General features: G+C 61.6%; 21 protein-coding genes. 18 read left to right on the top strand and 3 right to left on the bottom strand.

Annotated features, from left to right (window positions below):
• Positions 1–228: 228 nt before the first annotated feature.
• The 14 genes from RR51_RS28005 to RR51_RS27945 all read left to right on the top strand — a co-directional run bounded on the left by RR51_RS28005 (position 229) and on the right by RR51_RS27945 (position 5,966).
• Positions 229–459: a hypothetical protein gene (locus RR51_RS28005; RefSeq protein ID WP_039615430.1), complete on the top strand. Its 231-nt coding sequence runs from the start codon at positions 229–231 to the stop codon at positions 457–459.
• Positions 460–952: 493 nt separating this feature from the next.
• Positions 953–1,273, top strand: a complete 321-nt coding sequence (locus tag RR51_RS31445; protein ID WP_201775118.1) for a hypothetical protein — start codon at positions 953–955, stop codon at positions 1,271–1,273.
• A complete protein-coding gene (locus RR51_RS27995; RefSeq protein WP_039615429.1) occupies positions 1,270–1,653 on the top strand; it encodes a DUF551 domain-containing protein in 384 nt (127 codons plus the stop codon). The genes RR51_RS31445 and RR51_RS27995 overlap by 4 nt, the downstream gene beginning before the upstream one ends.
• 20 nt (positions 1,654–1,673) lie before the next feature.
• Entirely contained in the window at positions 1,674–1,928 is a 255-nt protein-coding gene (locus tag RR51_RS27990; RefSeq protein ID WP_039615428.1) for a hypothetical protein, read from the top strand.
• A complete protein-coding gene (locus RR51_RS27985; protein WP_039615427.1) occupies positions 1,925–2,155 on the top strand; it encodes a hypothetical protein in 231 nt (76 codons plus the stop codon). Before RR51_RS27990 ends, RR51_RS27985 begins: the two co-directional genes overlap by 4 nt.
• Complete coding sequence (locus tag RR51_RS27980) at positions 2,152–2,367, top strand: hypothetical protein (protein ID WP_039615426.1); 216 nt, start codon at positions 2,152–2,154, stop codon at positions 2,365–2,367. The genes RR51_RS27985 and RR51_RS27980 overlap by 4 nt, the downstream gene beginning before the upstream one ends.
• A 154-nt stretch (positions 2,368–2,521) precedes the next feature.
• Positions 2,522–2,830 (top strand): hypothetical protein, encoded by a 309-nt coding sequence (locus RR51_RS27975; protein ID WP_039615425.1) that lies wholly within the window; start codon positions 2,522–2,524, stop codon positions 2,828–2,830.
• Entirely contained in the window at positions 2,827–2,973 is a 147-nt protein-coding gene (locus RR51_RS31385) for a hypothetical protein (protein WP_177328692.1), read from the top strand. Before RR51_RS27975 ends, RR51_RS31385 begins: the two co-directional genes overlap by 4 nt.
• 10 nt (positions 2,974–2,983) lie before the next feature.
• A complete protein-coding gene (locus tag RR51_RS27970) occupies positions 2,984–3,850 on the top strand; it encodes an ATP-binding protein (protein ID WP_039615424.1) in 867 nt (288 codons plus the stop codon).
• The gene (locus RR51_RS27965; protein ID WP_039615423.1) at positions 3,847–4,518 is read left to right on the top strand and encodes a 3'-5' exonuclease; all 672 of its coding nucleotides are present in this window, start codon (positions 3,847–3,849) and stop codon (positions 4,516–4,518) included. Before RR51_RS27970 ends, RR51_RS27965 begins: the two co-directional genes overlap by 4 nt.
• 8 nt (positions 4,519–4,526) lie before the next feature.
• Positions 4,527–5,039 carry a single-stranded DNA-binding protein gene (locus RR51_RS27960; protein ID WP_039615422.1) on the top strand — a complete coding sequence of 171 codons (513 nt, stop codon included), beginning with the start codon at positions 4,527–4,529 and terminating at the stop codon, positions 5,037–5,039.
• A gap of 2 nt (positions 5,040–5,041) precedes the next feature.
• Positions 5,042–5,230, top strand: a complete 189-nt coding sequence (locus RR51_RS27955; protein ID WP_039615421.1) for a hypothetical protein — start codon at positions 5,042–5,044, stop codon at positions 5,228–5,230.
• Positions 5,231–5,311: 81 nt separating this feature from the next.
• Entirely contained in the window at positions 5,312–5,677 is a 366-nt protein-coding gene (locus RR51_RS27950) for a DUF7740 domain-containing protein (RefSeq protein WP_039615420.1), read from the top strand.
• On the top strand, positions 5,652–5,966 hold the full coding sequence (locus RR51_RS27945; protein WP_039615419.1) for a hypothetical protein: 315 nt from the start codon (positions 5,652–5,654) through the stop codon (positions 5,964–5,966). Before RR51_RS27950 ends, RR51_RS27945 begins: the two co-directional genes overlap by 26 nt.
• On the opposite strand, the gene RR51_RS27940 is transcribed toward RR51_RS27945, so the two are convergent.
• On the bottom strand, positions 5,963–6,157 hold the full coding sequence (locus tag RR51_RS27940; RefSeq protein WP_039615418.1) for a hypothetical protein: 195 nt from the start codon (positions 6,155–6,157) through the stop codon (positions 5,963–5,965). The two genes, RR51_RS27945 and RR51_RS27940, sit on opposite strands and share 4 nt — an antisense overlap.
• Before the next feature lie 111 nt (positions 6,158–6,268).
• Here RR51_RS27940 and RR51_RS27935 point away from each other — a divergent pair, with 111 nt between their 5' ends.
• Positions 6,269–6,814 (top strand): hypothetical protein, encoded by a 546-nt coding sequence (locus tag RR51_RS27935; RefSeq protein ID WP_039615417.1) that lies wholly within the window; start codon positions 6,269–6,271, stop codon positions 6,812–6,814.
• 51 nt (positions 6,815–6,865) lie between these two features.
• Here RR51_RS27935 and RR51_RS27930 read toward each other — a convergent pair whose 3' ends face one another.
• Positions 6,866–7,258 carry a hypothetical protein gene (locus RR51_RS27930; protein ID WP_039615416.1) on the bottom strand — a complete coding sequence of 131 codons (393 nt, stop codon included), beginning with the start codon at positions 7,256–7,258 and terminating at the stop codon, positions 6,866–6,868.
• An 88-nt stretch (positions 7,259–7,346) separates the two neighbouring features.
• Here RR51_RS27930 and RR51_RS27925 point away from each other — a divergent pair, with 88 nt between their 5' ends.
• Both RR51_RS27925 and RR51_RS31380 read left to right on the top strand, forming a co-directional pair.
• Positions 7,347–9,131, top strand: a complete 1,785-nt coding sequence (locus RR51_RS27925) for a DNA cytosine methyltransferase (RefSeq protein WP_039615415.1) — start codon at positions 7,347–7,349, stop codon at positions 9,129–9,131.
• A gap of 21 nt (positions 9,132–9,152) precedes the next feature.
• A complete protein-coding gene (locus tag RR51_RS31380; protein WP_052261139.1) occupies positions 9,153–9,722 on the top strand; it encodes a hypothetical protein in 570 nt (189 codons plus the stop codon).
• 101 nt (positions 9,723–9,823) lie between these two features.
• On the opposite strand, the gene RR51_RS27910 is transcribed toward RR51_RS31380, so the two are convergent.
• Positions 9,824–10,051: a hypothetical protein gene (locus RR51_RS27910; protein ID WP_039615414.1), complete on the bottom strand. Its 228-nt coding sequence runs from the start codon at positions 10,049–10,051 to the stop codon at positions 9,824–9,826.
• 123 nt (positions 10,052–10,174) lie between these two features.
• Between RR51_RS27910 and RR51_RS27905 the strand changes: the two genes are divergently transcribed.
• On the top strand, positions 10,175–10,504 hold the full coding sequence (locus RR51_RS27905) for a hypothetical protein (protein WP_039615413.1): 330 nt from the start codon (positions 10,175–10,177) through the stop codon (positions 10,502–10,504).
• The last annotated feature ends 68 nt before the right edge of the window (positions 10,505–10,572 follow it).

Raw genomic sequence — 10,572 nt, 5'->3', positions numbered from 1 at the left:
CATCGGTGGGAGGTCAGTAAACCGATGAACAAAACCGCACTTGCCTCTACCGGCGACCGGCGATCCGACAGGCCCGAAAGCCTGCCCACGCGCAGCCCACTGCGACGGCGGACGAGGTGTTGACCGAACTGAGTGAATGACCTGGTAAGCGGGTGCGGAGAAACACCAAGAGATTCACTGAAGCATCTGGGCGACCGGGTGCTTTGGGATCAACTGGAGGAACACGAAATGACCACGATTATCGAAGACCGCTTCGATAGCGGCGCCCAAGTGAGCATGGAAATGGACAAGGACGCGGGCGAGCTATTCGTCTTCCACTGCCCAGCCGGCCAAGGATGCATCGTCAGCAAATGGCCGCTGGACAGCTATCACTTGCCGATCGCGATGGCTCATTACGAGCAATGCATGGAACTGGAGCGCGCCGCCTTCGAGGCTGCAATCCACGCCCCGTCCGCCTGACGTTAACTGCCCGATGCCCTGCTCCCCATCGCAAGCTGCATCGGTGAGCGATCTGGTTGCGCAGACTGATGCGCAGGTTTGAAAGCAAACAGTTCCCGCGAACGATCGATACCGGCTAAGTAGTTTCATATGCCCGCGCGGTACCGGGTCGTAATAACTGGCATTGAGGTAGGCGCAAGCCGTTCACCTAGGCATGGTTCGCAGGCCGGAGATCAGTACCGGTCAGATCGCTCACCGATGCAGTTTTCATCGATTTAAAACGCATCACCGTGAGCTTTATGCAAATTAAGGCTCACCGCTGTAAGCATTAATCGACGTACACGCAGGCGAATCCGGGGCCTACCCGGCCAGACCAGATGCATGTGAGGTAGCGCTCACCGCCTGCACCCCTTCCCTTCACATACGACCGCATTGGCAGGCGCCAGGCCACCTTTCACGGTGGGTTTGGTCACCCGCGCCTGGCTCCTGGCCAATGCGGCCATGAGGACAAACCATGTACCAGCCACCAGAACCATCTGCCGTAGGCCGCTGCCTGCGCTGCGCAAGCTGCATCGAAGAATCCGAGCAGGTCGGCGGAATCTGCTACGAATGCCAGCCAGCCGAGGCCGGTGAGCAGCCAGCATTCCCTGTGCAGGCGAGCGACTACGGCGGCCACGGCACCTGCTTCGGCCTGACCATCCGCGATTACTTCGCGGCGAAGGCGTTACAGGGCATGTGCGCCGACTCCAGCACTGCCGGCACCAAGGCGAAGGATTTGTGCGAGGAGTGCTACCAGCTTGCCGACGCCATGCTCGCCGCCCGGGTGAAGCCATGAGCACCCCTATCGATGTGAAGCAGAACCCTGACGGATCGTGGACTGCCAAAGGCGGCACATCCCTCATGGTAGTCAGCGTTACCTGCATTACCGAGCACAAGGCGGTGGCCGGCCATGCGGTCGCCCTGTCCGCGATTCAGGCGCAGGGCAAAGGCTGGATCAAGTGCAGTGACAGGCTGCCAGAGATCGGAACCAGGGTTCTTGCTTGGAGCGAACTATACGGTGCTCGTGAGTCGCTTTATCGCGAGCACGGCAAAGGCTCGATTGCTCACGCCCACGGATATCCGCCGTACTTCTCGTGGGAAGAGCCACAAAGCAGTTGGGCTTCAAGCTGGAAGCCGACTCACTGGCAGCCCCTCCCTTCCCCTCCCACCGAGTAACCCACCACCTGGAGGCGACTATGGCTCGCGAGCATGAGCTCTACGCAGACAGCGCCCAGGCCCGCGAGGTCGACCGCCAGTACCGGCTCTTTGGCGACCCGTCATGGGTTGACCATATGACCTCGGAGCAGGCTCGGGCGAACAACGAGGCTTGGAACACGATGATCCGCGAGCGCGATGAACGACAGCGGGCAGAAAGCCGCAGAGTGATCGGATCGGCTCTCGACAAGATGGAAGCCATGTGCGGCTCAGGTGCCGCCCGGAGGACTGCATGAACAGAGGAACACGCGAAGAGGTTGTCGCCATCATCAACTCGCGGTTCGTGGCCATCGAAGCCTCGTTCAGCGAGGGGCTGCGCGCCGAGCTGTCGATGGCCATCGACCTTGCCGGACTGACCGGCGCGATCGATCTTCCAAAGCAGCGCGGGTACATGGAGCGCTTGAATCTGGCAATTGCCCGCAACAACGAAGCTTGGCTGGTAGCGAACGGGAGGGTGGCATGACAACGCCTATCGTGATGTCGCTCATTGACGAACAGGTCGCTGAAGCTGCACAGGCAGTGCCAGACGACCGTATCCTCATGGTCTTCAAGGGCCTGACCCTGGCAGACGCCATGAACCAGGCGCGTCTTGCTCATATCGAGAACCCAGAGGCCTGGTCCGGCCGGGCCTACCTGTGCGGAATATGCACGCTGGCCTATGAGGTGCGGGCATGAGTCGCCAGCAAGCAAGGCGCTGGGCATTTTGGCGCGGTAGCTTCATCACCCTTTCCCTTTGCACTGCCTGGATGCTTGCCAGCTCTTACGCCGGCTGTATCACCCAGTAACCACCACATCAGCGCCGGCCGCATGCATGGCGCGGGAGATTCGCATGTCCGAAATTCGCGTAGAGCTCGACCAGCAGGTCGTCGGCCTGACGCCTGCCATCCTGGCCAAGGCCTTTTGGGCCATGGAAGACACCCAGCAGGCGAAGTTCTTCGATGAACTCGCCAAGGTGATCGAGGCCGATCATGCCAAGAACCCCAGTTCCTATGGCTACGGCGAGTTGCAGTGGTGCTACCTCAAAGAGGTGCTCCGCCGTCCCGGCATGGAGCGCGCCAACAAGATGCACATGGCGCTGTCGGCGTTCGCCTTCGACTTCTGGCCCCGCAAGCCTGACGGCGCACGGGAGGATCTGTGAACACCACGCCACGCCTGGCTGCCCAGCTCGACTGGAAGACGGTCGGAGAGTTCTCGCCTGAGCGGTACCAGGGCGACGAGCGCAAAGAGTACGAAGAAGAAGCCGCTCGCATCGAGCGGCAGTGGGACAACCAACCGAACTGAGGGCATCCCAATGTTCAAGAAAGCCGAACGTAAGCAGGCAAGGCTACGGCTAGCACTTACCGGCCCATCTGGATCAGGCAAGACCTATTCCGCGCTGCAACTGGCCATCGGCCTGGGCGGGCCGATCGCGGTCATCGACACCGAGCACGAAAGCGCCTCGCTGTACGCCGACCTGACCGACTTCGACGTCATGGGGCTGAGCGCGCCTTACTCGCCGGAGCGATACATAGACGCCATCAAGGCTGCCGAAGCCGGCGGATATTCGACGCTGATCATCGACAGCTACTCGCACGAGTGGGTCGGCTCCGGCGGCTGCCTGGAGATCAACGACACGATCGCCAAGCAGCGCTACAAGGGCAACACCTGGTCGGCATGGAACGAGACAACACCGCGCCACCGCAAGCTGGTCGACACCATCCTCACCAGCCCGCTGCACATCATCTGCACGATGCGCAGCAAGACAGAGACGGTCCAAGGCGAAGGCAAGAAGATCCTCAAGCTCGGCATGAAGTCCGAGCAGCGCGACGGATCGGATTACGAATTTACAGTGGTGCTCGACCTCCTCCACGACGGCAATGTTGCCGTGGCCACCAAGGACCGTACCCGCCTCTTCGATCAGCCGGAGGTTGTCAGCCCGGATACCGGTCGGCGCCTTCTCGCCTGGCTGAACGACGGCAAATCTCAAGCAGATCTGCAAGCCGCCGCGCTCGAAGATGCCCTTTCCAAGATCCCGCTTACAGAGACGATGCAGGAGCTGCAAAGCGTGTTCTCGGCAGCCTATCGCGTACTCGAGCAGTCCCCTCACCTCCTTGCGCAGCTGAACGCCGCGAAGGACCAGCGCAAGTACGAACTCACCCCTCAGGAGCAATCGGCATGAATGCCTTCATCTTCGACAGCGAAACCACTGGTTTCAACGAGCCTCAACTGGTTGAGGCAGCCTGGCTGCAACTGGCAGCCATCCCGGGCTTGCCAGTGGCCAGCGAATTCCTGCAGCGCTACAAGCCGGGCAAGGCGATTGAACTCGGCGCGCTGGCCACCAGCCACATCCTTGACGAGGAGTTGGTGGATTGCCCAGACCACACCGAATTCGCGCTGCCGGCCGAGGTTGAGTATCTGATTGGTCACAACGTCGACTACGACTGGGGCGTCATCGGCCGGCCAGAGATCAAGCGGATCTGCACCGCAGCCCTGAGCCGCCGCCTGTGGCCTGAAGCCGACAGCCACTCGCAATCGGCGATGATCTACCTGCACTACCGCGAGCAAGCGCCAGGCCTGCTGCGCAACGCCCACGCCGCCCTGGACGACGTGAAGAACTGCCGCCTTCTGCTGATCAAGATCCTCGACGCCCTGGCTGCCGAGTTGGGCCGCCCGGTGGCCGACTGGGAAGAACTCTGGACGATCTCAGAAGACGCCAGAATCCCGACCGTAATCGGCTTCGGCAAGCACCGCGGCACCAAGTTCAGCGATCTGCCGGCAGACTATCGTCGCTGGCTGCTCAACCAACCTGACCTCGACCCGTTCGTTCGCAAAGCACTGCAGCGCTAGGAGACAACATGGCCCGCGGAGTAAACAAAGTCATCCTGGTCGGCACCTGCGGCCAGGACCCCGAGGTCCGCTACCTGCCAAATGGCAACGCGGTCACCAACCTTAGCCTGGCCACCAGCGAGGCATGGACCGATAAACAGACCGGACAGAAGGTCGAAAAGACCGAATGGCACCGCGTGGTGCTGTTCGGCAAGGTCGCTGAGATCGCCGGGGAGTACCTGCGCAAGGGCTCCCAGTGCTACATCGAGGGGAAGCTCAAGACCCGCGAATGGGAGAAGGACGGCATCAAGCGGTACAGCACCGAGGTGCATGTCGACATCAACGGCACTATGCAGCTGCTGGGCGGCCGGCCGGACAGCCAGGGCGGCGGGCAGCAGCAACAGCGCCAGCCTCAACAGCAAAGGCAGCAGCCCCGTCAGCAGCAGCGCCAGGCGCCACAGCAGAACCAGCAGGCAGCGCCGCCGGATGACTTCGATGATGACATCCCGTTCGCGCCGCTCCACCACCTCGCAGGTGCATAGTCATGCCGCTCGCAAACATCCTTGATCTGCTCCAGCGCCGAAAGGAACTGGAGCATCACCTGCAGCTACTGTTCAACCGCAGCTGCCAGTGGGGTCGTGCCGAACGTGTGCGCGGCGCCGCCACCATCGAGAACCTGACCCAGCAACTGGTCGAGGTCACCGAGCAGATCGAAACGGCGCGCGCCGCATGAGGCGGATCAACAACCTGGTCCGCCAGCGACGGCGGCAAGAACAGTTCCACCTGCCGCCCAGCGGCCTCACGGAGCACAGAAATGCAGAAAGCACCCTCTGGAGTCGTCACCCTGCCGGGCTGGCTGAAGTCGCCGGTCAAGAAGCTGTACAACACACGCAGCGGCGGCCAGTACCGGCCCGATGATGTGGCCCTGGCCTTTGCCCTGAGCCTTCGAGTGCACGACAGCGCCGATCACCTGCGCAGGCTGGCCCGGCGCCTGGTCGACAAGGTCTGCCTGGAGCACCAGCCGAACATGAAGCGCCTGGCCCGTGAGCCGGACGACGCCAAGGTGTTCGACGCAGCGCTCAAGATCATCAACCGGGTGTGCGACCTGCTGGAGTACGCACCAGGCACCCGCTTTGTGCGCAACGGAGGCGATGATGGCTCTGACGCAGCAGCAGCGTGACGAGAAACGCCGCGCCAAGGCCGAGCGCCTGCAGGAAGAAGACCTGCGCTTGAAGGTTCGACCAGGGACTAAACAGGCCCTGCTGGAACTGATGGAGTGGGCCGGGATCGAGGAACAGGGCGAGGCGATGACGCTGATGATTCATCACCTGCATGGGCTGGGCCCGGGTGGCGCGCTGCCGCTTCTGACACCTCCGCGCCACGAAATAACGGTTTCACCCGATGTGGCGCGGAAGTTGGAGCTTGCATATAGCCGTGAAGCCAGAAAGCTAGGCTATGAGGACTGTTAGAGCTGCGACTTCAGATGGTTGAGATAATCAACGGCTGCTGACTTTTGCGCCGGTCCGCCAGGCCCATTGCTACCCATCAAAGATCCATGAGCTTTGTCGAAGGCCTTGTAGGTTTCAGTCATCAGGGTGCTGGACTGCAGGACTGCCATCAGCAGGTGCTCCAGGGCATCAACTTGCGCTTGGTTGCTCATTACCTCTCCTTGACCCGGCCCCATGCCGGTCACCCGTAATACCCCATCCCAAACCAAATTGCCACCATGCCGCCACCAGCACGGAGGGCGGCGCATGCATGGAGTACCGAAATGCAAGTCGAGACCTCGACAGTCACCAAGCTGCTGATCACTGAGGTGCCGAACCTTGACCGGATCAGCGTGTACCTCGAAGACCTGGCGCCCTGCAAAGGCAAGATCACCGTGAGCTGCTACGACAAGACCTGGCACGCATACTGGGGCGGCATGTGGGATGGCCTGAATGTGGCCCAGTTCTTCTGCAAGCTGCACGACGCCTACATCATCGGCTACTTCGACCGGCAGCTGAGTTCTCGCCGTTTCAGCGGTGAGGCCCTGGCCGACAAGGCGCGGAAGGTGATCGTGCAAATGCGGCGTGACCGGGACCTGGACACAGAAGACGCCCGGAGCCTGCTCGACGAGGCCGAGGATGTTCGCCACACCAGCTCGCTCGATGAGTGCGGCGGCGCCCACCGCGAGTTCATGCATCGCGTGTTCGGTGACGACTGGTGGAACCTGCCGGCCGATGCCATGGAGAGAAACCCTGACTGGGACTACCTCTGCCGAATCATCGCGGCAGTTCAGCAGGCCTTGGTGAAACAGTACCCCGTCGCCGCATGATACCGCGCTGCCCGCCAGCGCCTTCCCCTATTCAACGATAACGCCGCAGGATCAAGGCGTGTCGATGTCTAGAATCAGCAGCAGTCGCAAGGCGTCATCAAGCGAAGTGATCTTGATCGACCAATGATCGGCCTGCGCGGTATCGGTGAAACTGTCCGGGAATTGAGATCGCAGATGAGCCGACCGGTACCGGTTTCTCCGGGTCACCGGCGGTCGCCATTGGAATGTCAGCCATTTCCTGGCAACCATGAGCGCGAACCAGCACTCACCGTCGACCTCGATACCTACGGACCTGACTTCACCTTGATCCCTCCGGGCACAGGTGACGCCCTCGGCACAGGCCAGGCTCCCCACCAGCAGAGCAAAAGCCTCCCTTACCTCACCATCGGTGATGTATCGGTAGAAGTCGCACGTCCATTCCGTGCTCGCTCCAGCTTTCAGCATGTGAAGCCCTCCGCAAGAACCTCAACTCTAGACCAAAACCAATCACGCCTCCCCGGCGAGAACGGCGCCTGCACGCAAGGACCACAACATGACCTGTATGACCTCCCTCGCCCTGCCCTTCGAAAAGGAGTTGGTCGTCGATCTCTTCGCTGGCGGTGGCGGCGCCAGCAGCGGCATCGCCGAGGCGTACCGCGAACCGGATGTGGCGGTAAACCACAACCCAATCGCCCTGGCTGTGCACCGCGCTAACCACCCGCAGACCGAGCACTACGTTGCGGACGTGTTCGAGGTCGACCCGATCTTGGCCACCAAAGGGCAGCCGGTCGGCATCCTGTGGGCATCGCCCGATTGCCGCCACCACAGCAAGGCCAAGGGCGGAAAGCCGCGCAACCGCAAGATTCGAGGCCTGGCCTGGGTGATCATCCGCTGGGCATACCAGACCAGCCCGCGGCTGATCTTCCTTGAAAACGTCGAAGAGTTCGCCGACTGGGGGCCGCTCGATGATGAAGGCAAGCCGATCAAGGCCGAGAAGGGGCGGACCTTCAAGGCTTTCGTTGCCGTTCTGGGTAACGGCATCCCGGAGGATCATCCAGACCTGCCAGAGATACTGGCCGAGATCGGCGAGCACGTACCGAAAGAGGCCCTGATCCGGGGCCTGCGCTACAACTTCGATCACCAGGTGCGGGTCGCTGCGGACCAAGGCGCACCTACCATCCGCAAGCGTCTGTACGGCATCGCACGACGCGATGGCAAGCCGATCGTCTGGCCGGCGGCGCAGTACCACAAGAATCCAACCAAGGGCCAGAAGGCCTGGCGCTCTGCCGCCGAATGCATCGACTGGGAACTGGAGGGCCGCACGATCTTCCGCGAAGACGCCCTGGTGGAGAACACCATGAACCGAATCGCGAAAGGCCTGTGGCGACACACCCTGGCTTGCAACGACCCGTTCATTGTCCCGCTGCGCGGCACCTCGAAGTCGCACACCAGCACGCACAGCGTTGATGATCCGGTTTCCACCATTAGCGGCGGCGGCACCCACCACGCACTGGTGCAACCCACAATGGCCGTGGCGGGCTGCCTCACTGAACACGCCAACGGCTCAACACAGCGAACCTTCGACGCCGAGGAGCCGCTGCGGACACAAGTCGCCCAGGTCAAGGGCGGACACTTCGCGCTGATCTCTGCCAACCTGGTCACGCTGCGCAACGGTTGCGTCGGGTCACCGGCAACCGGCCCTGTCGGCTGCATCACTCGCAGCGGCGGGCACCACGCCATTGCTTCGGCCCACCTTGAGCAAGCGAACGGCGGGTTCTACAAGGGCGATGGTCGCAGTGCAGAAGATCCGTTCTCGACGATCCTGGGCAAGGGCTCCAATCAGCGCCTGGTCACGGCCTACATGGTGAAGTACTACGGCGCGGAGAAGGACGGCATCTCAATGCGGGAGCCGGTGCACACCATCCCGTCAAAGGATCGGATGGCAGTCGTGCAGGTCGTCCAGCTGCACAGCCACACGCTGACCGACGAGCAACTGGCCGGCGCCCGCAAGTGCGCAGCCTTTATGCGCAAGTACCTGCCCCAGCACTTCACTGAGCACGCCGACGTTGTGATGGTCGGCGATTACGTGATGGTCGACATCACCCTGCGCATGCTCAAGCCGCACGAATTGAAGCGCGCTCAAGGGTTCCGGGCCGACTACATCATCGACCGCGGGCTGTTCCTCGATGAGGAAACTGGCCGGCTGTACTGGAAGGCAATCTCTGGCGCCGACCAGGTGAAGCTGCTGGGCAACAGCGTCTGCAAAGACGAAGCCCGGGCGCTGGTCGCCGCGAACGCCTCCGACCTCATCGAACTCTATCAGCGCCTGGCGGCCTGACGCCGCCGGCAGGAGATCCCCATGCCCACAGAAAACCGATCCAGCAACACCGACCCACGCGATGTGTTCATCAGGCTCAACCCGCTCGGCCTGGGCGAGGCGGAGCTGCGCAAGGACAGCACCGGATTCGAAGACCAGCGCACCCACAGCGACTACCTGCTGTTCCTGGCCGGCTACCGCGAAACGCATGCAGAGCCGCAGCCCCACCCCGAGCCTATAGCCTGGATGGTTGGTACTGCCTTCTGGTGGACCAAAGAACAGGCAGAGCGGGATGCGGCGGAGACTGGACTGCCTATTGTCCCCATTGGGCCGTTGGTATCCATCCCCGACGAGTACTGCCTGATGCCCAAGCGGCTCACGGCGGAGAACGGCGCCAAGGCACTGCTGCTCGGTGAGTTCAAGCTGGAGGTCACCCAGGAATGCCCGGAATGCCGCGAACTGGATGAGCCGGTAGAAGGCTGCGAGATATGCGATGGCGAGGGTGAGTACGGCCAGCGCCACATCATCCCCTGGGACAAGATCAAGTACATCTACAGCGAGGCCGTGAAGGGGCTCGCTCTCCAGTCGAACGCCACCCACAAGCCATCCTGACCATAGGAGTACAAAAGTACTCCTCCCCGCTGCAACCCCTCTCCCCTCTATTCACTGCCGCGATATCGCGGCGAGGAGAATTGTCGATAGCCATCGGCCAGTCAGTCGTCGTTATGGCTTTCTGAAGCTGAATCTTTTCCTTCAGCGGCCCGTATATCGGCGAATTTGATCCACTCATCGAAGGCGATTCGGTGGGCTTTGCAGGTCTTTTCCCATTCGATCCCATTCATTCGCCCATAGGCGATCTGGTTCATCGTGGCAGCAATTTGAGCATCGAGCTCTCTGAGAAGCAGATAAGCCTGGTAATGGCTTTCCTTTGCGTTGGGCATATAGCTCACCTCACGGATGGATGACAGAGCTATCAGCTTCAACGGCTCATACGGTGGACTGCCGGTTCCCCAGTTAAATCCCATCACTTTCAAATAATGCCGATAAATCGGCAGGAGTATGTCATGCCTGAAGAAAAGCAACTGATCCAGCCGCTACAGGTGGAGCGCGATGAATACGGCTTCTGGACCCACCCGGCTTGGCCAGATGACGGCGACGAATGCGCGCTGCCGCTCAGCTGGTTCGGTGATCAAGGCCTGGAGTACTGCGTGATCGAGATGGAAAACGACGGCCCGGAAGAACTGAATGCAGAATGGCTCGACGCCGGCGGCGACTATGACTGCACGCCCTGGCAGCCAAGCAAGCCGGTCGGTGATGGCTGGTTCACCTTCTCGATCCACGACACCGAAGACGGCCCTGTTTGCGTGTGGATCCGCCACAAGGTGGCGGCATGACCCGCCTCGCCCTCTGCCTCCTGCTGCTGGCCACCGGCGCCAGCGCAGCACCACAGCCCCAAGAGAAC

It is taken from the genome of Pseudomonas sp. C5pp, from assembly GCF_000814065.1.
Classification (GTDB): Bacteria; Pseudomonadota; Gammaproteobacteria; order Pseudomonadales; family Pseudomonadaceae; genus Aquipseudomonas; species Aquipseudomonas asiatica.
Note: the sequence above shows the minus strand (reverse complement) of the source record. Positions and strands in the feature narration are given on the sequence as shown.